The 24,111-nt window shown below is 57.6% G+C and carries 19 protein-coding genes and 2 tRNA genes; 19 read left to right on the top strand and 2 right to left on the bottom strand.

The genetic code is table 11. The features are described 5' to 3' along the window. Positions 1-81: 81 nt before the first annotated feature. Positions 82-1,755, bottom strand: a complete 1,674-nt coding sequence (gene recN / locus ACA074_RS03915; RefSeq protein WP_187676706.1) for a DNA repair protein RecN — start codon at positions 1,753-1,755, stop codon at positions 82-84. A gap of 240 nt (positions 1,756-1,995) precedes the next feature. Here recN and grpE point away from each other — a divergent pair, with 240 nt between their 5' ends. From grpE to ACA074_RS03955, 8 genes are all read left to right on the top strand, one after another. After that, a complete protein-coding gene (grpE, locus tag ACA074_RS03920) occupies positions 1,996-2,562 on the top strand; it encodes a nucleotide exchange factor GrpE (RefSeq protein WP_103303213.1) in 567 nt (188 codons plus the stop codon). Positions 2,563-2,664: 102 nt separating this feature from the next. Continuing rightward, positions 2,665-4,581 (top strand): molecular chaperone DnaK, encoded by a 1,917-nt coding sequence (dnaK, locus tag ACA074_RS03925; RefSeq protein ID WP_497678488.1) that lies wholly within the window; start codon positions 2,665-2,667, stop codon positions 4,579-4,581. 296 nt (positions 4,582-4,877) lie between these two features. Beyond that, complete coding sequence (gene dnaJ, locus ACA074_RS03930; RefSeq protein WP_038357478.1) at positions 4,878-6,002, top strand: molecular chaperone DnaJ; 1,125 nt, start codon at positions 4,878-4,880, stop codon at positions 6,000-6,002. 9 nt (positions 6,003-6,011) lie between these two features. Next, positions 6,012-6,818, top strand: a complete 807-nt coding sequence (dapB, locus tag ACA074_RS03935) for a 4-hydroxy-tetrahydrodipicolinate reductase (protein ID WP_497678489.1) — start codon at positions 6,012-6,014, stop codon at positions 6,816-6,818. Positions 6,819-7,075: 257 nt separating this feature from the next. Continuing rightward, the gene (gene carA, locus ACA074_RS03940; protein WP_187676710.1) at positions 7,076-8,212 is read left to right on the top strand and encodes a glutamine-hydrolyzing carbamoyl-phosphate synthase small subunit; all 1,137 of its coding nucleotides are present in this window, start codon (positions 7,076-7,078) and stop codon (positions 8,210-8,212) included. 126 nt (positions 8,213-8,338) lie between these two features. Continuing rightward, positions 8,339-11,560, top strand: coding sequence for a carbamoyl-phosphate synthase large subunit (gene carB, locus ACA074_RS03945; RefSeq protein WP_497678490.1), 3,222 nt, complete (start codon positions 8,339-8,341; stop codon positions 11,558-11,560). Beyond that, entirely contained in the window at positions 11,557-12,033 is a 477-nt protein-coding gene (greA, locus tag ACA074_RS03950) for a transcription elongation factor GreA (RefSeq protein ID WP_187676712.1), read from the top strand. Before carB ends, greA begins: the two co-directional genes overlap by 4 nt. Positions 12,034-12,061: 28 nt before the next feature. Continuing rightward, entirely contained in the window at positions 12,062-12,466 is a 405-nt protein-coding gene (locus ACA074_RS03955) for an MFS transporter (RefSeq protein ID WP_489879263.1), read from the top strand. Positions 12,467-12,475: 9 nt separating this feature from the next. On the opposite strand, the gene ACA074_RS03960 is transcribed toward ACA074_RS03955, so the two are convergent. Next, a complete protein-coding gene (locus ACA074_RS03960) occupies positions 12,476-12,784 on the bottom strand; it encodes a YhbY family RNA-binding protein (protein WP_016771761.1) in 309 nt (102 codons plus the stop codon). A 101-nt stretch (positions 12,785-12,885) separates the two neighbouring features. On the opposite strand from ACA074_RS03960, the gene rlmE reads away from it, so the two are divergent. From rlmE to infB, 11 genes are all read left to right on the top strand, one after another. Beyond that, positions 12,886-13,515, top strand: a complete 630-nt coding sequence (rlmE, locus tag ACA074_RS03965) for a 23S rRNA (uridine(2552)-2'-O)-methyltransferase RlmE (protein WP_401272055.1) — start codon at positions 12,886-12,888, stop codon at positions 13,513-13,515. Between the two features lie 202 nt (positions 13,516-13,717). Next, positions 13,718-15,625 (top strand): ATP-dependent zinc metalloprotease FtsH, encoded by a 1,908-nt coding sequence (gene ftsH, locus ACA074_RS03970; protein ID WP_489879283.1) that lies wholly within the window; start codon positions 13,718-13,720, stop codon positions 15,623-15,625. Positions 15,626-15,633: 8 nt separating this feature from the next. Continuing rightward, entirely contained in the window at positions 15,634-16,485 is an 852-nt protein-coding gene (folP, locus tag ACA074_RS03975) for a dihydropteroate synthase (protein WP_401272057.1), read from the top strand. A gap of 16 nt (positions 16,486-16,501) precedes the next feature. Continuing rightward, on the top strand, positions 16,502-17,839 hold the full coding sequence (gene glmM / locus ACA074_RS03980) for a phosphoglucosamine mutase (RefSeq protein ID WP_401272058.1): 1,338 nt from the start codon (positions 16,502-16,504) through the stop codon (positions 17,837-17,839). Between the two features lie 65 nt (positions 17,840-17,904). Then, positions 17,905-18,660, top strand: a complete 756-nt coding sequence (tpiA, locus tag ACA074_RS03985) for a triose-phosphate isomerase (protein WP_187676717.1) — start codon at positions 17,905-17,907, stop codon at positions 18,658-18,660. A 4-nt stretch (positions 18,661-18,664) separates the two neighbouring features. After that, the gene (gene secG, locus ACA074_RS03990; RefSeq protein WP_027610782.1) at positions 18,665-19,051 is read left to right on the top strand and encodes a preprotein translocase subunit SecG; all 387 of its coding nucleotides are present in this window, start codon (positions 18,665-18,667) and stop codon (positions 19,049-19,051) included. 22 nt (positions 19,052-19,073) lie between these two features. Then, positions 19,074-19,159: transfer RNA gene (locus ACA074_RS03995), tRNA-Leu, on the top strand. 97 nt (positions 19,160-19,256) lie between these two features. Then, a tRNA-Met gene (locus ACA074_RS04000) sits at positions 19,257-19,333 on the top strand. Positions 19,334-19,472: 139 nt separating this feature from the next. Beyond that, the gene (gene rimP / locus ACA074_RS04005) at positions 19,473-19,931 is read left to right on the top strand and encodes a ribosome maturation factor RimP (protein ID WP_305441326.1); all 459 of its coding nucleotides are present in this window, start codon (positions 19,473-19,475) and stop codon (positions 19,929-19,931) included. Between the two features lie 47 nt (positions 19,932-19,978). Further along, entirely contained in the window at positions 19,979-21,460 is a 1,482-nt protein-coding gene (nusA, locus tag ACA074_RS04010; RefSeq protein ID WP_187676719.1) for a transcription termination factor NusA, read from the top strand. A gap of 27 nt (positions 21,461-21,487) precedes the next feature. Next, entirely contained in the window at positions 21,488-24,016 is a 2,529-nt protein-coding gene (gene infB, locus ACA074_RS04015) for a translation initiation factor IF-2 (RefSeq protein WP_187676720.1), read from the top strand. Positions 24,017-24,111 lie beyond the last annotated feature (95 nt).

Here is a 24,111-nt window from a genome sequence, read left to right on the forward strand (position 1 = left end):
CATGTCGCGCGAATTTCAGGTTCGCGAAACGAGCGAAGGCGACCCGTGGGTCGCCTTCGTGCTTTCTGCTGTGCGTGAAATTTAAGCTTTTGCGGTAACGACCATCTTTTTGGCGTGAGCCAGGGATTCTTTGGTCAGATCGATTCCGCCCAGCATCCGCGCCACTTCTTCTATACGGTCGTTCTTGCTCAGCTTGGAGACGGCTGTATGCGTCGCCTGTTCGCCGCGTACCTTGTGCACGAACAGATGCTGATGCCCCTGCGCCGCCACTTGCGGCAAGTGCGTCACGGTCAGCACCTGTCCGCGTTCACCTAGTCGGCGCAACAACTGGCCGACAATCTCAGCGGTAGGGCCGCCAATGCCCACGTCGACTTCGTCGAACACCAGTGTCGGAATGCGCGAGGTCTGTGCAGTGATGACCTGAATCGCCAGGCTGATCCGCGACAGCTCGCCACCGGACGCCACTTTCGCCAGTGCCTTGAGTGGCTGGCCAGGGTTGGCGCTGACCAGCAATTCAACCTGTTCGAGTCCGTTGGGCAGCAGTTCATCGCTGCTATTGGCGCGTAGTTCGATAGTGAAGCGACCGCCGGGCATGCCCAAACGTTGAATCTCTTGTTCCACCGCGCTGGCAAGGCTGCCGGCAGCCTGGTGGCGCAAATCACTCAGTTCTCGCGCTTTTTCCTGATAGTGACGGGCATAGGAGGCCAGTTCTTCGCCCAGTCGCTCAATGGACTCGTCATTGGCATTAAGGCTTTCGATTTCATCCAGCAGTTTCTGCTGCATCTCTCCGACTTCGGTCGGCTGGATCCGGTGTTTGCGTGCCAGCGTGTAAATAGCGTCGAGGCGCTCTTCCAGATATTGCAGGCGTGCCGGATCGGCATCGAAGTTGTCGAGGAAACGATTGAGTTCACCGACCGCTTCCTCAACCTGTATTTGTGCGCTGGTCAGCAAGCTGCTGGCTTCGCCAAGCGCACCAACGGAATTGTTCACGCTCGAGAGGCGATTGAGGCTGGCGGTCAGCGCGTTCAGTACATTGCCGGAGTCACTTTCGCTGCACTGCTCGACGACTTGCCGGCAAATGCCAAGCAAGGTTTCAGCGTTGGTCAGGTTTTTGTGTTCCTGCTCCAGCTGTTCGAGTTCGTTATCACCGAGGCCGAGGTTTTCCAGTTCTTCGAGCTGGTAGCTGAGCAGTTGATGGCGGGCGCGTTGTTCATCGCCGGAGTTGGAGAGGCGCTCCAGCTCCTGGCGAGTCTGCCGCCAGCGCTGGGCAGCCAGTTGCACTTGGCGAGCCAGGTCGGTAGCGCCAGCGTATTCGTCGAGCAGGCGACGGTGGGTATCGGTTTTCAGGAGGGACTGGTGCTCATGCTGGCTATGGATGTCGATCATCAGTTCGCCGAGTGCCTTGAGATCGCCAAGCGGGCAGGGCGTGCCGTTGATATAGCCGCGAGAACGTCCTTCAGACGTGATGACCCGACGCAGGATGCACGGGCCGTCGATGTCCAGATCGCGCTCGGCCAGCCAGGCACTGGCCTCGGGGATGTCGGCAAGATCGAAGGTCGCGAGGATATCGGCCTTGTCGGCGCCCGGGCGAACCACGCCACTGTCGGCGCGATCGCCAAGGGTCAGGCCCAGGGCGTCGAGCATGATCGACTTGCCGGCGCCGGTTTCCCCGGTGATCACGCTCATCCCGCGATCAAGTTCGAGATCGAGATGTTCAACGATGGCGTAGTTATGTACGGACAGGTGCACCAGCATAAAGGCCGCTCCCAGGCTTTAGGTCTGGTTATTTATACAGTGTTTTGTTTCGGGCTGACAATGCCCTCCCTTAGCTCGATTTGCTTGAACGCAATTTCTGCTTAGTGCATCGAGGAATGAGAATGCGGCACTTTTTTGTAGGGTTAATCGTTGAAGGCCCTTGAAGCCTGATTTTGCGGCCCCATATATCGGGGCAGAAGCGCGAGTCGAACTCGCGGACGATATTGAAAGGAGAATTCTATGGCTGACGAACAGACAGTAGATAAGCAAAACCCAGAAGCCAATCAGGCGCCCGAGGGTTCGGGTGACGACCTGGCGACCCGTGTACAAGTGCTCGAAGAGCAATTGGCCGCCGCGCAGGATCAGTCTCTGCGTGTCGCTGCCGATCTGCAGAACGTCCGTCGTCGTGCCGAGCAGGACGTGGAAAAGGCGCACAAGTTTGCGCTGGAAAAGTTCGCCGGCGACCTGCTGCCGATCGTCGACAGCCTGGAGCGCGGCCTCGAGCTGTCGAACCCGGACGACGAAAGCATCCGTCCGATGCGTGAAGGCATCGAGCTGACCCTGAAAATGTTCCACGACACCCTCAAGCGTTATCAGCTTGAAGCGATCGATCCGCATGGCGAACCATTCAACGCCGTTCAGCATCAGGCGATGGCCATGCAGGAAAGTGCCGACGTCGAGCCGAACAGTGTCCTGAAGGTGTTCCAAAAGGGCTACCAACTTAACGGTCGCCTGTTGCGTCCGGCCATGGTTGTGGTCAGCAAGGCGCCGGCGCCAATTTCGCCTTCGATTGACGAGAAGGCTTGAAATTAGTCGCAAGGCCCCCATTTAGGAGTCAAGCGTTTAAGTGCTACCGCAGTTAGCCACCACTGCTGCGGCATCCAAATCCAAAGTTTCGGGAGAGTGAACATGGGCAAAATTATCGGTATCGACCTGGGGACTACCAACTCCTGCGTCTCCGTGCTGGAAAACGGCAAAGCAAAAGTTATTGAAAACGCTGAAGGCGCGCGTACCACGCCGTCGATCATCGCTTACGCCAACGATGGCGAAATCCTGGTCGGTCAGTCTGCCAAGCGTCAGGCAGTGACTAACCCGCACAACACTCTGTACGCGGTAAAGCGTCTGATCGGTCGTCGTTTCGACGAAGAAGTTGTGCAGAAAGACATCCAGATGGTGCCTTACAAGATCGTCAAGGCTGACAACAACGACGCCTGGGTTGAAGTGAACGGCCAGAAAATGGCACCGCCACAAATCTCGGCTGAAATTCTGAAAAAGATGAAGAAGACCGCCGAAGACTACCTCGGCGAGCCAGTGACTGAGGCGGTGATCACCGTTCCGGCCTACTTCAACGACAGCCAGCGCCAAGCGACCAAAGACGCCGGCCGCATCGCCGGTCTGGACGTAAAACGTATCATCAACGAACCAACCGCAGCCGCTCTGGCTTACGGTATGGACAAGGCCAAGGGCGATCACACTGTGATCGTTTATGACCTGGGTGGCGGTACTTTCGACGTTTCCGTGATCGAGATCGCTGAAGTTGACGGCGAGCATCAGTTCGAAGTGTTGGCCACCAACGGTGACACGTTCCTGGGCGGTGAAGACTTCGACATTCGTCTGATCGACTACCTCGTTGACGAATTCAAGAAAGAAAGCGGCATGAACCTTAAGGGTGACCCGCTGGCCATGCAGCGCCTGAAAGAAGCCGCTGAAAAAGCCAAGATCGAGCTGTCCTCTGCTCAGTCGACCGACGTCAACCTGCCGTACATCACTGCAGACGCCACCGGTCCTAAGCACCTGAACGTGAAGATCTCGCGTGCCAAGCTCGAAGCGCTGGTTGAAGACCTGGTTCAGCGCACCATCGAACCTTGCCGCATTGCCATGAAAGACGCAGGCCTGGACGTTGGCGCGATCAACGACGTGATCCTGGTCGGCGGTCAGACCCGTATGCCGCTGGTGCAGAAGCTGGTTACCGATTTCTTCGGTAAAGAAGCGCGTAAAGACGTCAACCCGGACGAAGCTGTTGCCATGGGCGCTGCTATCCAGGGCGCTGTTCTGGCCGGTGACGTGAAAGACGTACTGCTGCTCGACGTCAGCCCGCTGACCCTGGGTATCGAAACCATGGGTGGCGTGATGACTGCGCTGATCGAGAAAAACACCACGATTCCTACCAAGAAATCGCAAGTGTTCTCGACTGCCGACGACAACCAGGGCGCCGTGACCATTCACGTCCTGCAGGGCGAGCGTAAGCAAGCCGCACAGAACAAGTCCCTGGGCAAGTTCGACCTGGCCGACATTCCACCTGCTCCACGTGGCGTGCCGCAGATCGAAGTGACCTTTGACATCGACGCCAACGGCATCCTGCACGTCGGTGCGAAAGACAAGGCGACCGGCAAGACCCAGTCGATCGTGATCAAGGCCAACTCCGGTCTGTCCGACGAAGAAATCGAGCGCATGGTGCGTGACGCCGAAGCTAACGCTGACGAAGACCGCAAGTTCGAAGAACTGGCCGCTGCCCGTAACCAGGGTGATGCACTGGTTCACTCGACTCGCAAAATGATCACCGAAGCGGGCGACAAAGTTACCGCCGAAGAGAAGGCTGCGATCGAGGCTGCTGTGGTTGCTCTGGAAGTTGCTGTTAAAGGCGACGACAAGGCTGCCATCGAAGCGAAGGTTGAAGAGCTGTCGAAAGTCTCCGCTCCGGTTGCTCAGAAGATGTACGCCGAACAGGCTCAGCCTGCTGAAGGCGCAGCACCGCACGACGAGAAAGCTGAAAAGACTGACGATGTTGTCGATGCCGAGTTCGAAGAAGTCAAAGACCCCAAGTAAGTTGTTGGTCGGCCGGTTGACTGCCTTTAGGCGGTGACTGGTAGGATGTCGCCGCGCGGGAGCTTGCTCCCGCGTTGGCGTATCTGGAATACGCGAATTTTTACAGTATGCGACAAGGTTCGAATGCTGGTGGTATGGCCGAAAATGCTCCTGCTTTTCGCGCCGAAAGTACCGCATGAATCAAAGACCAGGATCGTTGAATTGACGTGAGTTGGGTCCGGGCCTGTATTGGGGCTCAGCGAGTTTGGCGATCCTCAGGAGGGGTTTGCCGGACGTCCTCAAGAGTGCAAAGACTTATGGCAAAGCGTGACTATTACGAAGTGTTGGGTGTTGAGCGTGGCTCAAGCGATGCGGATCTGAAGAAGGCCTATCGTCGTCTGGCGATGAAGCATCACCCGGACCGTAATCCCGATGACAAAGCATCGGAAGAACTGTTCAAAGAGGCCAACGAGGCCTATGAAGTGCTGTCCGATTCCAGCAAGCGTGCAGCTTACGACCAGTACGGTCATGCCGGTGTCGACCCGAGCATGGGTGGTGGCGGTGCAGGTTTCGGCGGTCAGAACTTCTCTGACATCTTTGGTGATGTCTTCAGTGATTTCTTTGGTGGCGGTCGCGGCGGTTCCCGTGGCGGCGCTCAGCGTGGCAGCGACTTGCGCTACACCCTGGAGCTGAATCTGGAAGAGGCAGTGCGCGGCACGAGCGTGAATATCCGTGTGCCGACGCTGGTCAACTGCAAGCCGTGCGATGGCTCGGGCGCCAAAAAAGGCTCGTCGCCTTCGACGTGCCCGACGTGCGGTGGCATCGGTCAGGTGCGCATGCAGCAAGGCTTCTTCTCGGTGCAGCAGACCTGCCCGCGCTGCCATGGCCAAGGCAAGATCATTTCCGATCCGTGCGATTCCTGCCACGGTGACGGCCGCGTCGAAGAGTACAAAACCCTGTCGGTCAAAGTGCCGGCCGGCGTTGACACCGGCGACCGCATTCGCTTGTCCGGCGAAGGCGAGGCGGGTACTCAAGGCGGCCCGACTGGCGATCTGTACGTGGTCATCAACGTCCGCGAACACGACATCTTCCAGCGTGACGGCAAGCATCTGTTCTGCGAAGTGCCGATCAGCTTCGTTGACGCGGCGCTGGGCGGCGAACTGGAAATCCCGACCCTCGACGGTCGCGTCAAGCTGAAAATCCCTGAAGGCACTCAGACCGGCAAGCAGTTCCGTGTGCGCGGCAAAGGCGTGGCGCCGGTGCGTGGCGGTGGTGCGGGCGATCTGATGTGCCGTGTAGCGGTCGAGACCCCGGTCAACCTGAACCGTCGTCAGCGCGAATTGCTGGAAGAGTTCCGTAGTTCTTTGGCGGACGACAACAGCCATTCCCCGAAAACCACCGGTTGGTTCGACGGTGTGAAGCGCTTCTTCGGCGATTTGTAAGGAGTCGGCATGCGACGTATTGCAGTGATGGGCGCCGCCGGGCGCATGGGCAAGATTCTGGTTGAGGCCGTGCAGCAGCGCGCGCCTCTGACCGGTTTGACTGCCGCTGTCGTCCGTCCTGGCAGCACGCTGATCGGGGTGGATGCCGGTGAGTTGGCTTCGCTGGGGCGAATTGGTGTGCCGCTGTCCGGTCATGTGGAAGCGGTCGCTGATGAGTTTGATGTGTTGATCGACTTCACGCTTCCGGAAGTGATGCTGAAGAACCTGGCGTTCTGCCGTAAGGCGGGCAAGGCCATGGTCATCGGCACTACCGGTCTGGATGCTGCGCAGAAGCAGTTGCTGGTCGAGGCGGGCAAGGATATTCCAATCGTGTTCGCCGCCAACTTCAGTGTTGGCGTCAATCTGTCGCTGAAGTTGCTCGACATGGCGGCACGCGTGTTGGGTGATGAGGCGGACATCGAAATCATCGAAGCGCATCACCGACACAAGATCGATGCGCCGTCGGGGACCGCGTTGCGCATGGGCGAGGTCATTGCCGGTGCGCTGGATCGTGACTTGCAGAAAGTTGCCGTCTACGGTCGGGAAGGTCACACCGGTGTGCGCGAGCGTGAAACCATCGGTTTTGCCACTGTTCGTGGTGGTGATGTCGTCGGTGATCACACCGTGCTGTTTGCCTGCGAAGGCGAGCGCCTGGAGATCACTCACAAGGCTTCCAGTCGCATGACCTTCGCCAAGGGTGCGGTACGTGCAGCCTTGTGGCTGGAGGGTCGTGAGCCGGGTCTTTATGACATGCAGGATGTGCTCGACCTGCGTTGAGCCGTTATTGAATCCGGCGCAAACGCCCTGTTTGCGCTGGTTTTTCTCCGCTTGGCGACTTCCTGTCGCATTCTCCGGCCTTTAAGGCTCTTTAGCGGTGGACCAAAAAAGCCTTTTTCTGTAAGCTACAGCTTTAGTGTGTCCACTAAAAGCGCGCAGAATAATTCAGTGAAGAAGCGGGGTGACGTGTCCATACGTCACTCCGCTTTTTTACAACCTGCGATCGCCCTTTCATGCGTTATTTACGGGAGGTCTTCTTGACTAAGCCAGCCATACTTGCCCTTGCTGATGGCAGCATTTTTCGCGGCGAAGCCATTGGAGCCGACGGTCAAACCGTTGGTGAGGTGGTGTTCAACACCGCAATGACCGGCTATCAGGAAATCCTTACCGATCCTTCCTACGCCCAACAGATCGTTACCCTGACTTACCCGCACATCGGCAACACCGGCACCACGCCGGAAGACGCCGAGTCCGACCGCGTCTGGTCCGCTGGCCTGGTCATCCGTGACCTGCCTCTGGTAGCGAGCAACTGGCGTAACACGATGTCCCTGTCCGACTACCTGAAAGCCAACAACGTTGTGGCAATCGCCGGTATCGACACCCGTCGCCTGACCCGCATCCTGCGTGAGAAAGGCGCACAGAACGGCTGCATCATGGCCGGTGACAACATCTCCGAAGAAGCTGCGATTGCCGCTGCCCAAGGCTTCCCGGGCCTGAAAGGCATGGATCTGGCGAAAGTCGTCAGCACCAAGAAGCAATACGAATGGCGTTCGACTGTCTGGGATCTGAAAACCGACAGCCACGCGACCATCGAAGCTTCCGAGCTGCCATACCACGTGGTTGCCTTCGACTACGGCGTCAAGGTCAACATCCTGCGCATGCTGGTCGAGCGCGGCTGCCGCGTCACCGTCGTGCCGGCACAAACTCCGGCTGCTGACGTGCTGGCACTGAAGCCGGATGGCGTGTTCCTGTCCAACGGTCCTGGTGATCCTGAGCCGTGCGACTACGCGATCCAGGCGATCAAGGACGTGCTGGAAACCGAAATTCCGGTATTCGGCATCTGCCTCGGCCACCAACTGCTGGCTCTGGCCTCCGGTGCCAAGACCCTGAAAATGGGTCACGGCCACCACGGTGCCAATCACCCGGTGCAGGATCTGGACACTGGCGTCGTGATGATCACCAGCCAGAACCACGGTTTCGCGGTAGACGAAGCGACCTTGCCAGCCAACGTTCGGGCGATCCACAAATCGCTGTTCGACGGCACCCTGCAAGGCATCGAGCGCACCGACAAGAGCGCGTTCAGCTTCCAGGGCCACCCTGAAGCGAGCCCGGGCCCGAACGATGTAGCGCCACTGTTCGACCGCTTCATCAACGAGATGGCCAAGCGACGCTAAGCGTTCGCCTTGAGACTGTAGAGAGAAGCCCCTCGAGGGCGGCCCCGAACCCGGCGGCCCCTTCGAGACTTCAGAAATCGATCAAGACGGCTTGCCGACTGACCTGCGGATTTGAGTGACAAACCCATGCCAAAACGTACAGACATTAAAAGCATCCTGATTCTCGGCGCTGGCCCGATCGTTATCGGCCAGGCCTGCGAATTCGACTACTCCGGCGCCCAGGCTTGCAAAGCCCTGCGCGAAGAGGGTTATCGCGTCATCCTGGTGAACTCCAACCCGGCCACCATCATGACCGACCCGGACATGGCTGACGCCACGTACATCGAGCCGATCAAGTGGCAGACTGTTGCCAAGATCATCGAAAAAGAACGTCCGGATGCCATGCTGCCTACCATGGGCGGCCAGACCGCTCTTAACTGCGCCCTGGATCTGGAGCGCGAAGGCGTTCTGGAGAAGTTCGGCGTGGAAATGATCGGCGCCAACGCCGACACCATCGACAAGGCTGAAGACCGTTCGCGTTTCGACAAGGCGATGAAATCCATCGGCCTGGCGTGCCCGCGTTCCGGTATCGCCCATAGCATGGAAGAAGCCAACGCGGTTCTCGAAACCCTGGGCTTCCCGTGCATCATCCGTCCGTCCTTTACCATGGGCGGCACTGGCGGCGGTATCGCTTACAACCGCGAAGAGTTCGAAGAAATCTGCGCACGTGGTCTGGACTTGTCGCCGACCAAAGAGCTGCTGATCGACGAATCGCTGATCGGCTGGAAAGAATATGAAATGGAAGTTGTCCGCGACAAAAAGGACAACTGCATCATCGTCTGCTCGATCGAAAACTTCGACCCGATGGGCGTGCACACCGGTGACTCGATCACCGTGGCTCCGGCTCAGACCCTGACCGACAAGGAATACCAGATCCTGCGTAACGCCTCTCTGGCGGTACTGCGCGAGATCGGCGTCGAGACCGGCGGTTCCAACGTGCAGTTCGGTATCTGCCCTGACACTGGCCGTATGGTCGTGATCGAAATGAACCCGCGCGTATCGCGTTCCTCGGCGCTGGCTTCGAAAGCCACCGGTTTCCCGATCGCCAAAGTCGCGGCCAAACTGGCTGTGGGTTACACCCTCGACGAACTGTCGAACGACATCACCGGCGGCAAGACCCCGGCGTCCTTCGAGCCGTCCATCGACTACGTCGTCACCAAGCTGCCGCGCTTCGCCTTCGAGAAGTTCGCCAAGGCTGACGCACGCCTGACCACTCAGATGAAGTCGGTGGGTGAAGTCATGGCCATCGGCCGTACTTTCCAGGAATCCCTGCAGAAAGCCCTGCGCGGTCTGGAAGTGGGCGTTTGCGGTCTGGACGAGAAACTCGACCTGAGCAACCCGGAAAGCATGAGCGTGCTCAAGCGTGAGCTGACTGTGCCGGGCGCCGAGCGTATCTGGTACGTGGCCGACGCTTTCCGCGCCGGCATGACCGTCGAAGAAATCTTTGGCATGAACATGATCGACCCGTGGTTCCTGGTGCAGATCGAAGATCTGATCAAAGACGAAGAGAAGGTCAAGACCCTCGGTCTGTCCGCTATCGACCGCGACCTGATGTTCAAGCTCAAGCGCAAAGGCTTCTCCGATCAGCGTCTGGCCAAGCTGCTGGGCGTCACCGAGAAAAACCTGCGTACTCACCGCCACAAGCTGGATGTGTTCCCGGTCTACAAGCGCGTTGACACCTGCGCGGCCGAGTTCGCCACCGATACCGCTTACCTGTACTCGACTTACGAGGAAGAGTGCGAAGCTGCGCCGTCCGGTCGCGACAAGATCATGATTCTGGGCGGTGGTCCAAACCGTATCGGTCAGGGTATCGAGTTCGACTACTGCTGCGTTCACGCTGCGCTCGCTCTGCGCGAAGACGGTTACGAGACCATCATGGTCAACTGCAACCCGGAAACCGTTTCCACTGACTACGACACTTCTGACCGTCTGTACTTCGAGCCGGTAACCCTGGAAGACGTGCTGGAAATCGTTCGTGTCGAGAAGCCGAAAGGCGTGATCGTCCAGTACGGTGGCCAGACTCCGCTGAAACTGGCTCGTGCCCTGGAAGCCGCCGGTGTGCCGATCATCGGCACCAGCCCTGATGCCATCGACCGCGCCGAAGACCGTGAGCGCTTCCAGCAAATGGTTGAGCGTCTGAACCTGCGTCAGCCGCCAAACGCCACCGTGCGTAGCGAGGACGAAGCGATCCGTGCCGCCAGCAAGATCGGTTATCCGCTGGTCGTGCGTCCGTCCTACGTACTGGGCGGCCGGGCGATGGAAATCGTTTACGAAGAAGAAGAACTCAAACGCTACTTGCGTGATGCGGTGAAAGTGTCGAACGACAGCCCTGTGCTGCTCGACCACTTCCTCAACTGCGCCATCGAGATGGACGTTGACGCAGTCTGCGACGGTACTGATGTCGTGATCGGCGCGATCATGCAGCACATCGAGCAGGCCGGCGTTCACTCCGGTGACTCCGCGTGCTCGCTGCCGCCGTACTCGCTGCCGCTGCATATCCAGGACGAGATGCGCGAGCAGGTCAAGAAAATGGCCCTGGAGTTGGGTGTTGTCGGCCTGATGAACGTGCAATTGGCGCTGCAAGGCGAAGACATCTACGTCATCGAAGTCAACCCGCGCGCTTCGCGTACCGTGCCGTTTGTCTCCAAGTGCATCGGTGTTTCCCTGGCGATGATCGCGGCTCGCGTGATGGCCGGTAAAACCCTGAAAGAAATCGGCTTCACCAAAGAAATCATTCCGAACTTCTACAGCGTGAAAGAGGCGGTCTTCCCGTTCGCCAAATTCCCTGGCGTTGACCCGATCCTCGGCCCAGAGATGAAGTCGACCGGTGAAGTGATGGGTGTCGGCGACACCTTCGGTGAAGCATTCGCCAAGGCCCAGATGGGCGCGAGCGAAGTGCTGCCGACCGGCGGTACTGCGTTTATCAGTGTGCGCGACGATGACAAACCGCTGGTTGCAGGCGTGGCCCGTGATCTGATCAACTTGGGCTTCGAAGTGGTTGCCACTGCCGGTACTGCCAAGCTGATCGAAGCTGCAGGCCTGAAAGTGCGCCGTGTGAACAAGGTGACCGAGGGTCGTCCGCACGTGGTCGACATGATCAAGAATGACGAAGTCACGCTGATCATCAACACCACTGAAGGTCGTCAGTCGATCGCTGACTCTTACTCCATTCGCCGTAATGCCTTGCAGCACAAGATTTACTGCACCACCACCATTGCGGCGGGCGAAGCTATCTGTGAAGCGCTGAAGTTCGGTCCGGAAAAGACCGTGCGTCGCTTGCAGGATCTACACGCAGGATTGAAGGCATGATCAAGTACCCAATGACCGTCCAGGGCGCGAAAGCCCTGGAAGAAGAACACGCTCACCTGACCAAGGTCGTCCGTCCGAAGCTCAGCCAGGACATCGGTACGGCCCGCGAGTTGGGTGATTTGAAGGAAAACGCTGAATACCATGCCGCCCGCGAACAGCAAGGCATGGTCGAAGCGCGGATTCGTGACATTGAAGGCCGGATTCAGAATCAGGTCGTTATTGATGTCACAACAATTCCTCACACCGGCAAAGTGATTTTCGGTACTACCGTGGAAATCGCTAACGTCGAGACGGATGAAAGCGTCACTTACCACATCGTGGGTGAGGATGAGGCTGACTTCAAACTCGGCAAGATTTCGGTCGGTTCGCCTCTGGCCCGCGCCTTGATCGGCAAGGAAGAGGGCGACGTGGTTGCCGTGAAAACGCCAAGTGGCGTTATCGAGTACGAGATTGTCGAAGTCCGTCACATCTGAAACCGGGCGCCCGCTGCATGCGGGCGCCATGCTTTGGCAGCTGACCCAGATGCTGTGGGTCGGTGGTCTCTGGTTGATTCATTTCGGTTTGCAGCCGGTGTTGGGCAGGATTGGCCTGGCGCCGCTGCTGATCGATGAAGTCGCCAGTGCATTTGAAGTGCTGGTGGTGGGTTTTTCCGCCGCATGCGTTATTTTTCAGGCTTTGGTGCTGGTACAGGCCGAGGGCCTTGGCAGTCTATGGCGGGATTTTCGCGGGCAGGTGCTGTTGATGGCGTTGTATGCGTGCGCGATGTTTATCGCAGTACGAATCGGCTGGCCGGATGCGCAGCGCTGGCAGGTGTTCAGTTATCTGGTTCTGGGGTTTTCCGGGCTGGTGCTGGTGATGCAGCCGGTGCCGGGATGGAGTGGCAGGGTGCGCGAAGCACACCCTTGACCCTTTTCATCACTTGAAGCGATGAACGTTCGACAGTTGCTTGTTGGCGCTGAAGTTCTTGCGGTAAACCAGTGCCATCTTGCCGATGACCTGTACCAGATCCGCTTTGCCGACCTTGCACAGCTCTGCAATGTGCGCGAGGCGTGACTCGCGATCGAGGATGTTGAGCTTGATTTTGATCAGCTCGTGATCCGCCAAGGCGCGTTCAAGTTCGGCTAGCACACCTTCAGTCAAACCGTTGTCAGCCACAGTCAAAACCGGTTTCAGGTGATGGCCAATGGATTTGTACTGTTTCTTCTGCTCTGGAGTGAGCGGCATAATCTGACCCTTTCGTCTGGATTCTGTAAAATGGCGGCCATTTTACCCGAGGGTTCGTGGATCCGCCCAATTAATCACGACCCTTATCATCGAGGTGCCCAATGGCGCGTTCCAAGACAAGCCTTGGTTGGCTGAAAAGACATGTCAATGATCCTTACGTGAAGCAGGCGCAGAAGGATGGCTACCGCTCGCGTGCGAGTTACAAGCTTCTGGAAGTCCAGGAGAAATACAAGCTGATCCGCCCTGGCATGAGCGTTGTCGACCTCGGGGCTGCGCCCGGTGGCTGGTCGCAGGTTACCAGTCGGCTGATCGGTGGTCAGGGGCGTCTGATCGCTTCGGACATCCTGGAAATGGACAGCATTCCGGACGTGACTTTTATCCAGGGTGACTTCACCGAAGACGCAGTGCTCGCGCGGATCCTTGAAGCTGTGGGTAATTCGCAGGTTGACCTTGTGATTTCCGATATGGCCCCCAATATGAGTGGTACGCCTGAGGTGGACATGCCAAAAGCCATGTTTCTTTGCGAGCTGGCGCTTGATCTGGCGGAACGAATACTCAAGCCGGGTGGAAATTTCGTGATCAAGATTTTTCAGGGCGAAGGGTTTGATGTTTACCTGAAGGATGCTCGTCGGAAATTCGACAAGATCCAGATGATCAAGCCTGACTCTTCCCGTGGCAGTTCCCGCGAGCAATACATGTTGGCTTGGGGCTACCGCGGTCGCAGTGAATAAAACGAGGTTTTTGTGCGGGGTGATAGGTTTTTCGTATTTTGCCCTGCGTGCATAAGCGAATATTGTGTAGAAAGTGTTTCACAAAGGGTTACAGACGGCGCCTGCCAGAGTTGTAGGTAATGTAGTAAGTTAGGCCGGTGAATATCATGCGAAGCGCGCGCCAGTAGCGGAGCTTGCTTCAGAGGGTAGTTAATTGAACGATATGGCAAAGAATCTGATCCTGTGGTTGATCATCGCGGCTGTCCTGGTGACAGTGATGAACAACTTCTCCAGCCCTAACGAGCCGCAGACCCTCAACTATTCCGACTTCATCCAGCAGGTCAAGGATGGCAAGGTCGAGCGCGTAGCGGTTGATGGCTATGTGATTACCGGCAAGCGCAACGATGGCGATAGCTTCAAGACCATTCGTCCGGCGATTCAGGACAATGGCCTGATCGGCGACCTGGTCGACAACCATGTTGTGGTCGAAGGCAAGCAGCCTGAGCAGCAAAGCATCTGGACCCAGCTTCTGGTGGCCAGCTTCCCGATCCTGGTGATCATCGCGGTGTTCATGTTCTTTATGCGCCAGATGCAGGGCGGCGCCGGTGGCAAGGGCGGGCCGATGAGCTTTGGCAAGAGCAAGGCGCGTCTGCTGTCCGAAGATCAGGTGAAAACCACTTTGGCTGACGTTGCCGGTTGCGACGAAGCCAAGGAAGAAGTTGGTGAGCTGGTTGAGTTCCTCCGTGATCCGGGCAAGTTCCAGCGTCTGGGCGGTCGCATTCCTCGCGGTGTGCTGATGGTGGGCCCTCCGGGTACCGGTAAAACCTTGCTGGCCAAGGCAATTGCCGGTGAAGCCAAGGTGCCTTTCTTCACCATCTCCGGTTCCGACTTTGTTGAAATGTTCGTGGGTGTCGGCGCGAGCCGCGTTCGCGACATGTTCGAGCAGGCCAAGAAGCACGCGCCATGCATCATCTTCATCGACGAAATCGACGCCGTCGGTCGTCATCGTGGCGCCGGTATGGGTGGTGGGCACGACGAGCGTGAGCAGACCCTCAACCAGTTGCTGGTTGAGATGGACGGCTTCGAAATGAATGACGGCATCATCGTAATCGCTGCGACCAACCGTCCTGACGTACTCGACCCTGCATTGCTGCGTCCGGGCCGTTTCGACCGTCAGGTCGTGGTCGGTTTGCCGGATATTCGTGGTCGCGAACAGATCCTCAAGGTTCACATGCGTAAAGTGCCAATGGGCGACGACGTTGCTCCGGCCGTTATCGCTCGCGGTACTCCGGGCTTCTCCGGTGCCGACCTTGCCAACCTGGTCAACGAAGCCTCGCTGTTTGCGGCTCGCGCCGGCAAGCGCATCGTCGAGATGAAAGAGTTCGAGCTGGCCAAAGACAAGATCATGATGGGCGCCGAGCGCAAATCGATGGTCATGTCCGAGAAAGAGAAGCAGAACACTGCTTACCACGAAGCTGGCCACGCCATTGTTGGTCGTGTTGTGCCTGAGCATGATCCGGTCTACAAGGTTTCGATCATTCCGCGCGGTCGTGCGTTGGGTGTGACCATGTTCCTTCCGGAAGAAGATCGCTACAGCCTGTCCAAGCGTGCGTTGATCAGCCAGATCTGCTCCCTGTATGGCGGCCGTATTGCTGAGGAAATGACCCTTGGCTTCGATGGTGTGACCACGGGTGCTTCCAACGACATCATGCGTGCCAGCCAGATTGCGCGGAACATGGTGACCAAGTGGGGCCTGTCGGAAAAACTCGGTCCGCTGATGTATGCCGAAGAAGAGGGTGAAGTATTCCTTGGTCGCGGCGGCGGTGGCCAGGCTGCAAGCTTCTCCGGTGAGACAGCCAAACTGATCGACTCCGAAGTGCGCAGCATCATTGATCAGTGCTACGGCACTGCCAAGCAGATCCTCACGGACAACCGTGACAAGCTTGATGCCATGGCTGATGCGCTGATGAAGTACGAAACGATTGATGCCGAGCAGATCGACGACATCATGGCTGGTCGTCCGCCTCGCGAGCCTCGCGACTGGTCGGGAGGCACTGGTACGCCGCCGCCTCCGGTTGTTCAGGATGAGCGTCCGGAAACACCGATTGGCGGTCCGGCTGCTGACGTTTAAGGTTTTTAATGACTTCTGTACAGTCCCTGACCCGGTTGCCTTGCGGCAACCGGGTTCTTGATTTGGCCCGGACGCATGTCATGGGTATTCTCAATGTCACTCCCGATTCGTTCTCCGATGGCGGCCGCTACAGCCAACTCGACGCGGCCTTGCGCCATGCCGAGTCTATGGTTGCGGCTGGTGCGACGCTGATCGATGTGGGTGGTGAGTCCACTCGTCCCGGCGCGCGAGCGGTTTCGCCGCTGGAAGAGCTAGAACGCGTGGCGCCAATCGTTGAGCTGATCAATCGCGAACTCGATGTAATTATCTCGGTAGATACGTCGACCCCCGCCGTGATGCGCGAAACTGCGCGGCTGGGCGCGGGTTTGATCAACGATGTGCGGTCGCTCCGGCGCGATGGCGCACTGGATGCGGCGGCGGCAACGGGTTTGCCGGTCTGCCTCATGCATATGCTCGGTGAGCCGGGTGATATGCAGAACAATCCGCAGTATCAGGATGTCACGCGGGAAGTGGGTGAGTTTCTCGCTGAGCGCATGGCTCAATGTGCGCTGGCGGGTATCCCCGCAGACCGGATCGTTCTCGACCCGGGCTTTGGCTTCGCCAAAACCCTGCAGCACAATCTAAGCTTGTTCAAGCATATGGAAGCCCTGCATGCGCTGGGGCGGCCATTGCTGGTCGGTGTTTCACGCAAGAGCATGATCGGCCAGGCGCTTAATCGCCCGGTAGGTGAGCGTCTGCATGGTGGTCTGGCACTCGCGGCACTGGCATCTGTCAAAGGCGCGCGTATATTGCGCGTCCATGATGTAGCGGAGACGGTGGACGTGGTGAGAATGATCGCGGCCGTCGAATCAGCCGAATAAGAATGATGGAGCACTTATGAGCAAGAAATACTTTGGTACTGACGGCATTCGTGGCCGAGTCGGGGTATACCCGATTACTCCTGACTTCATGCTTAAACTCGGTTGGGCTGCTGGCATGGCGTTCCGCAAGATGGGCGCGTGCAAGGTGCTGGTCGGCAAGGACACGCGAATCTCCGGCTACATGTTCGAATCGGCCCTTGAGGCTGGCCTGACATCGGCAGGTGCTGATGTGATGCTGCTCGGCCCGATGCCGACGCCGGCGATTGCTTACCTGTCGCGCACGTTCCAGGCTGAGGCCGGAATTGTAATAAGCGCTTCGCACAATCCGCACGATGATAACGGCATCAAGTTCTTCTCCGGTAAAGGCACCAAGCTGCCGGATGAGCTGGAGCTGATGATTGAGGAGTTGCTCGATACGCCAATGACCGTGGTTGAGTCGAGCAAGATCGGCAAGGTTTCGCGAATCAACGATGCGTCCGGTCGTTACATTGAATTCTGCAAGAGTAGCGTGCCGACAGGGACCAACTTTTCCGGTCTCAAGATTGTCATCGACTGCGCCCACGGTGCTACCTATAAAGTTGCCCCAAGCGTTTTTCGTGAGCTTGGCGCGGAAGTTGTCGTGTTGTCGGCCCAGCCCAATGGTCTGAACATCAACGACAACTGTGGCTCAACCCATATGGGGCAGTTGCAGGCGGCCGTCCTGGCTGAGCACGCTGATCTGGGCATCGCTTTTGATGGCGATGGCGATCGGGTTCTGATGGTCGATCACACTGGCACAATCGTTGATGGTGATGACTTGTTGTTCATCATTGCGCGTGATCTGCATGAGCGTGGCAAGTTGCAGGGTGGCGTGGTCGGTACTCTGATGAGTAACCTCGGTCTGGAATTGGCCCTCGCTGAACTTTCGATTCCATTTATTCGTGCCAATGTCGGCGACCGCTATGTGATAGCCGAGTTGCTGGAGCGCAATTGGCTGGTCGGTGGTGAGAACTCGGGGCACATCGTTTGCTTCAATCACACCACGACTGGCGATGCGATCATCGCTGCACTGCAGGTGCTGATGTCGCTCAAGACGCGTAATCAAGGTCTGGCGCAAGCCCGGCAAGCACTGCGCAAGTGCCCTCAGGTGCTGATCAATGTGCGTTTTGGTGGTGGCGAAAGCCCGCTGGAGCATGCGGCTGTCAAGGAAGCCAGTGCGCGTGTAACCCAGGCAATGGCGGGGCGCGGCCGTGTGCTTTTGCGCAAGTCCGGCACAGAGCCTCTGGTGCGCGTAATGGTCGAAGGCGAGGATGAAGCTCAGGTTCGCAGTTACGCCGAAGAACTGGCAAAACTGGTAACTGAAGTTTCTGCCTGATTCGGCTTGCAAGCCATGATTGTGTTGGGTAACATCTGCGCCCACTTTGACCGACGAGGTACAGCATGCGTCGCCCTATGGTAGCTGGTAACTGGAAGATGCACGGTACCCGCGCCAGCGTCGCTGAGCTGATCAACGGCCTTCGTCATCTGGCCTTGCCTAGCGGTGTTGATGTCGCGGTATTCCCGCCTTGCTTGTATATCAATCAAGTGGTTGATGGCTTGAAAGGCAAGTCGATTTCGGTCGGCGCGCAGAACTCTGCGGTGGAGTCCATGCAAGGTGCGTTGACTGGTGAGATTGCGCCGAGTCAGTTGGTGGATGCAGGTTGTTCCCTGGTACTTGTCGGGCATTCCGAACGCCGTCAGATAATGGGCGAGCGAGACGCAATGCTGAATCGCAAGTTCGCAGCGGCACAGGCATGTGGCTTAATCCCGGTGTTGTGCGTAGGGGAGACCCTCGAGCAGCGCGAAGCTGGTAAAACTCTTGAGGTTGTCGGGCGTCAGCTGGGCAGCATCATCGAGGAGCTGGGTGTAGGTGCCTTTGCCAAGGCAGTCATTGCTTACGAGCCTGTCTGGGCCATTGGTACCGGACTGACTGCAACGCCGCAACAGGCTCAGGATGTGCATAAAGCCATTCGTGAGCAGTTGGCGGCAGAGAATTCTGAAGTCGCACGAGGTGTGCGGCTTCTATACGGCGGCAGCGTGAAGGCGGCCAATGCGGTCGAACTGTTCGGCATGCCGGATATCGATGGGGGGCTCATTGGTGGGGCTTCCCTGAATGCAGATGAGTTCGGTGCGATCTGTCGCGCCGCGGGAAACTGAAAAAATGCTGGAAACAGTCGTAGTCGTTTTTCATCTGCTGGGTGCATTGGGCGTAGTTGCTCTGGTTTTGCTGCAGCAGGGTAAAGGTGCGGATGCTGGTGCGTCTTTCGGAGCAGGTGCTTCAAATACTGTGTTCGGAAGCCAAGGTTCCTCTACCTTTCTTAGTAAGTTTACTGCTATACTTGCCGCCGGTTTCTTCATAACCAGCCTGGGGTTAGGTTACTTTGCTAAAGAGAAGGCTCATCAGCTGACTCAAGCAGGATTGCCAGATCCAGCAGTGTTGGAAGTACCTAAGCAACAACAACCGGCTTCTGATGATGTACCGGTGCTTCAAGAGCAAAAGTCGGCTACTCCAGCGACTGACGTACCTCCAGCTCAAGAGCAGAAGTAAGAAGGGTTTCAAAAGTAGTTTTGCCGAGGTGGTGGAATTGGTAGACACGCAACCTTGAGGTGGTTGTGCCCATAGGGTGTAGGGGTTCGAGTCCCCTTCTCGGTACCAATTAGTCAGGAGAGCCCGCTGTTGCGGGCTTTCTTGCAGGTGGAAGGTTACATTGACCCTATAAGGGATCGGTCGTATACTTCCGCCCCAGCTTTGTCGCGGGGTGGAGCAGTCTGGTAGCTCGTCGGGCTCATAACCCGAAGGTCGTCGGTTCAAATCCGGCCCCCGCAACCAGTTTTAGGAGCCCCTTTTAAGGGGCTTTTTGTTAGCTGGACACTTTCAACGCCGCTGTTCGACGGCGTTTCAAGGATGGGCGTTATGCCCATTTTTTTATTTTGCATAGCATGCACATATCATGCACTAGGGGGTTCAGGTGTCGAGCAAGCTAGAAGAGTTGCAGGCCTTGCTGGCCCCGGTGGTCGTGGCCCTAGGCTATGAATGCTGGGGTATCGAGTTTTCGGCTCAAGGTCGTCACTCGATGTTGCGCGTTTATATCGATAAAGAGGGTGGCGTGCTGGTGGACGATTGCGCCATTGTCAGCCGTCAGATCAGCGGTGTTCTGGATGTTGAAGATCCGATCTCTGTTGAATACACCCTCGAAGTTTCCTCGCCTGGCATGGAGCGCCCACTGTTCACTATTGAGCAGTTTGCAAAATTTGCCGGTGAACAAGTGAAGATCAAGCTGCGCTCGCCTTTTGAAGGTCGACGCAACTTTCAGGGCCTTCTGCGCGGTGTAGAAGAGCAGGACGTCGTGGTGCAGGTAGATGACCATGAGTTCCTGTTGCCGATCGATATGATCGACAAGGCCAACATTATTCCCAGTTTTGACTGAGACGCGGATCCCGCGGATCCAATGGCTTGCGAAAGGCGAGGCGTACGATGAGCAAAGAAGTACTGCTGGTTGTTGAGTCGGTATCCAATGAAAAGGGCGTACCGGCAAGCGTAATTTTTGAAGCGCTGGAGCTGGCCCTAGCCACTGCTACCAAAAAGCGTTTTGAAGACGAAGTTGACCTGCGTGTGGAAATTAACCGCCACACCGGTTCTTACGAAACTTTCCGTCGCTGGACGGTCGTCGAAGAGAATGATCTCGACGATCCGGCTATCGAAACCTGGCCAACCAAGGTTGCCGAAACGCATCCTGGTGCCAAGGTTGGCGACGTCGTTGAAGAAAAAATCGATTCTATCGAGTTCGGCCGCATTGCTGCGCAGACTGCGAAGCAAGTCATCGTGCAGAAAGTGCGTGAAGCCGAGCGCGCTCAAGTGGTTGACGCCTATCGCGAGCGCCTGGGAGAAATCATCTCCGGCACCGTGAAGAAAGTCACCCGCGACAACGTGATCGTCGATCTGGGCAATAACGCTGAAGCGTTGCTGGCCCGTGAAGACATCATCTCTCGCGAAACCTTCCGTGTCGGCGTGCGTCTGCGTGCGCTGCTCAAGGAAATCCGCACCGAGAACCGAGGCCCGCAGTTGATCCTGTCGCGTACCGCGCCGGAAATGCTGATCGAGCTGTTCCGCATCGAAGTGCCGGAAATTGCCGAAGGCCTGATCGAAGTAATGGCTGCGTCCCGTGATCCGGGTTCGCGCGCCAAGATCGCCGTTCGCTCGAAGGACAAACGCATTGACCCGCAGGGCGCTTGCATCGGTATGCGCGGTTCGCGCGTCCAGGCAGTGTCGGGTGAGTTGGGCGGTGAGCGTGTTGATATCGTCCTGTGGGACGACAACCCGGCTCAGTTCGTAATCAACGCCATGTCCCCGGCCGAGGTTGCGGCAATTATCGTTGACGAAGATGCCCACGCCATGGACATCGCCGTTGGCGCAGACAATCTGGCTCAGGCCATCGGTCGTGGTGGTCAGAACGTGCGTCTGGCAAGCCAGTTGACTGGCTGGACCCTGAACGTGATGACCGAATCGGACATCCAGGCTAAGCAGCAAGCAGAAACCGGCGACATCCTGCGCAACTTCATCGACGAGCTGGAAGTCGACGAAGATCTGGCACAGGTGCTGGTAGATGAAGGCTTCACCAGCCTGGAAGAGATTGCCTACGTACCGTTGGAAGAAATGCTCAACATCGACGGCTTTGACGAAGACACCGTCAACGAGCTTCGCGCTCGTGCCAAGGATCGTTTGTTGACCAAAGCCATCGCTACTGAGGAAAAGCTGGCAGACGCCCATCCGGCCGAAGACCTGCTCTCGCTTGAGGGTATGGACAAGGATTTGGCGATGGAACTGGCGGTGCGCGGCGTAATTACCCGCGAAGACCTGGCCGAGCAGTCTATTGACGATCTGCTCGACATCGACGGCATTGACGATGATCGTGCCGGCAAGTTGATCATGGCCGCCCGAGCCCATTGGTTCGAGTAATTAGGCGCGGCCTGAGGAGAGAAGTGCATGACGCAAGTCACGGTGAAACAACTGGCCGATGAGGTCAAAACACCGGTAGAGCGCCTGTTGCAGCAGATGCGTGAGGCAGGTCTGCCGCACACCGCCGCCGAAGAAAATGTGACTGACAGTGAGAAGCAATCCCTGCTGACTCACTTGAAGAGCAGTCACAAGGCGAAAGTGGAAGAACCACGCAAGATCACGCTGCAGCGTAAAACCACCAGCACCCTGCGTGTGGCTGGTAGCAAAAGCATCAGCGTAGAAGTTCGCAAAAAGAAAGTTTTCGTACAGCGCAGCCCGGAAGAAATCGAAGCCGAGCGCAAGCGTGAACTGGATGAGCGTCGCGCAGTAGAAAATGCTACGCGCCAGAAGGCTGAAGAAGAAGCCAAGCAGCGCGCCGAAGAAGAAGCGCGCCGCCAGCCTGCTGCTGCGCAAGCCGCTACTAACGACGCCGCTTCGGCGCCGGCCGCAGTTGCTGAGCCAGTACGCGAAAGCGCACCGGTAGCCGCTGCTCCAGCACCGTCTGCTGACGTTCGTAACAAGCAGAACGAACAGCGCCGTCCGGACAAACCACGTGCCGATGACAACAATCGTCGCAGTGGCGGTGGTGATGGCGAGCGTAAAAACGCTCCGCATCGCGCATCGGTCAAAGAGAAAGCGCCAGCACCACGTGTCGCGCCACGTACTACCGACGAAGAAAGCGATGGCTTCCGTCGTGGTGGTCGCGGCAAGGCCAAGCTGAAGAAGCGCAACGCTCACGGTTTCCAGAGCCCAACCGGCCCTGTCGTGCGTGATGTGCAGATCGGCGAGACCATCACCGTTGGCGATCTCGCCAATCAGATGTCGGTCAAGGCTGCTGAAATCATCAAGTTCATGTTCAAACTGGGTACTCCAGCGACCATCAACCAGGTGCTTGATCAGGAAACTGCTCAGCTGGTAGCCGAAGAGTTGGGCCACAAAGTGACCTTGGTCAGCGACACCGCTCTGGAAGATTCCCTGGCCGAGTCCCTGAAGTTTGAAGGTGAGTCGTTCTCCCGTGCACCAGTCGTGACCGTAATGGGCCACGTTGACCACGGTAAGACCTCGCTGCTCGACTACATCCGTCGTGCCAAGGTTGCTGCTGGCGAAGCCGGCGGTATCACCCAGCACATCGGTGCGTACCACGTTGAAACCGAACGCGGCATGGTCACTTTCCTCGACACCCCGGGTCACGCCGCGTTTACCGCAATGCGTGCCCGTGGTGCCAAGGCGACCGACATCGTGATTCTGGTCGTTGCAGCCGATGACGGCGTAATGCCGCAGACCATTGAAGCTGTTCAGCACGCAGTAGCGGCTGGCGTTCCACTGGTGGTTGCAGTGAACAAGATCGACAAGCCGGGCGCTGATCTTGATCGCATCCGTAGTGAGCTGTCGGTTCACGGCGTGACGTCGGAAGAGTGGGGCGGTGATACGCCGTTCGTACCGGTTTCGGCGAAAGTCGGTACTGGCGTGGACGAACTGCTCGAAGCTGTTCTGCTGCAAGCCGAGGTTCTCGAACTGAAAGCGACCCCATCGGCTCCTGGCCGTGGTGTTGTGGTTGAATCGCGTCTCGACAAAGGTCGTGGCCCGGTTGCAACCGTTCTGGTTCAAGACGGTACCCTGCGCCAAGGCGACATGGTTCTGGTCGGTTCGAACTATGGCCGCGTTCGCGCCATGCTCGATGAGAACGGCAAGCCAATCAAGGAAGCCGGTCCTTCCATCCCTGTCGAGATCCTCGGCCTGGACGGTACCCCGGACGCTGGCGACGAGATGAGCGTAGTTGCAGACGAGAAGAAAGCCCGTGAAGTGGCTCTGTTCCGTCAAGGCAAGTTCCGCGAAGTCAAACTGGCTCGCGCTCACGCCGGCAAGCTGGAAAACATCTTCGAAAACATGGGTCAGGCAGAGAAGAAGACGCTCAACATCGTCCTCAAATCCGACGTCCGTGGTTCGCTGGAAGCTTTGCAGGGCGCTCTGAATGGCCTGGGCAACGACGAAGTGCAAGTGCGGGTAGTCGGCGGCGGTGTCGGTGGTATCACCGAATCCGACGCTAACCTGGCACTGGCTTCCAACGCTGTACTGTTTGGCTTCAACGTGCGTGCCGATGCTGGCGCTCGCAAGATCGTCGAGCAGGAAGGTCTGGATATGCGTTACTACAACGTGATCTACGACATCATCGAAGACGTCAAGAAAGCCCTGACCGGTATGCTCGGCAGCGATGTTCGCGAGAACATCCTGGGTATCGCCGAAGTGCGTGACGTGTTCCGTTCGCCGAAGTTTGGCGCGATCGCAGGCTGCATGGTGATCGAAGGTGTTGTGCACCGTAACCGTCCGATCCGTGTACTGCGTGAAGACATCGTTATCTTCGAAGGCGAGCTGGAATCCCTGCGCCGCTTCAAGGATGACGCTTCCGAAGTACGTGCCGGCATGGAATGCGGTATCGGCGTGAAGAGCTACAACGACGTCAAAGTCGGTGACAAGATCGAAGTCTTCGAGAAGGTTCAGGTTGCTCGCAGCCTCTAACTCGCGCACTTCAAGGGCCACGTCGAGCCGCCGCATGCAGATGCGCGCCACGGCGTCAGGACTCTAAACGCAACGCCCGGTCTGGCTTTTGTCAG

The sequence above is a fragment of the Pseudomonas sp. LBUM1655 genome (assembly GCF_059716085.1).

Coding starts and splice junctions, on each gene's coding strand:
- recN (WP_187676706.1), bottom strand. CDS start 1,755: ATGCTGGTGCACCTGTCCGTACATAACTACGCCATCGTTGAACATCTC.
- grpE (WP_103303213.1), top strand. CDS start 1,996: ATGGCTGACGAACAGACAGTAGATAAGCAAAACCCAGAAGCCAATCAG.
- dnaK (WP_497678488.1), top strand. CDS start 2,665: ATGGGCAAAATTATCGGTATCGACCTGGGGACTACCAACTCCTGCGTC.
- dnaJ (WP_038357478.1), top strand. CDS start 4,878: ATGGCAAAGCGTGACTATTACGAAGTGTTGGGTGTTGAGCGTGGCTCA.
- dapB (WP_497678489.1), top strand. CDS start 6,012: ATGCGACGTATTGCAGTGATGGGCGCCGCCGGGCGCATGGGCAAGATT.
- carB (WP_497678490.1), top strand. CDS start 8,339: ATGCCAAAACGTACAGACATTAAAAGCATCCTGATTCTCGGCGCTGGC.
- greA (WP_187676712.1), top strand. CDS start 11,557: ATGATCAAGTACCCAATGACCGTCCAGGGCGCGAAAGCCCTGGAAGAA.
- ACA074_RS03955 (WP_489879263.1), top strand. CDS start 12,062: ATGCTTTGGCAGCTGACCCAGATGCTGTGGGTCGGTGGTCTCTGGTTG.
- ACA074_RS03960 (WP_016771761.1), bottom strand. CDS start 12,784: ATGCCGCTCACTCCAGAGCAGAAGAAACAGTACAAATCCATTGGCCAT.
- rlmE (WP_401272055.1), top strand. CDS start 12,886: ATGGCGCGTTCCAAGACAAGCCTTGGTTGGCTGAAAAGACATGTCAAT.
- ftsH (WP_489879283.1), top strand. CDS start 13,718: ATGGCAAAGAATCTGATCCTGTGGTTGATCATCGCGGCTGTCCTGGTG.
- folP (WP_401272057.1), top strand. CDS start 15,634: ATGACTTCTGTACAGTCCCTGACCCGGTTGCCTTGCGGCAACCGGGTT.
- glmM (WP_401272058.1), top strand. CDS start 16,502: ATGAGCAAGAAATACTTTGGTACTGACGGCATTCGTGGCCGAGTCGGG.
- tpiA (WP_187676717.1), top strand. CDS start 17,905: ATGCGTCGCCCTATGGTAGCTGGTAACTGGAAGATGCACGGTACCCGC.
- secG (WP_027610782.1), top strand. CDS start 18,665: ATGCTGGAAACAGTCGTAGTCGTTTTTCATCTGCTGGGTGCATTGGGC.
- nusA (WP_187676719.1), top strand. CDS start 19,979: ATGAGCAAAGAAGTACTGCTGGTTGTTGAGTCGGTATCCAATGAAAAG.
- infB (WP_187676720.1), top strand. CDS start 21,488: ATGACGCAAGTCACGGTGAAACAACTGGCCGATGAGGTCAAAACACCG.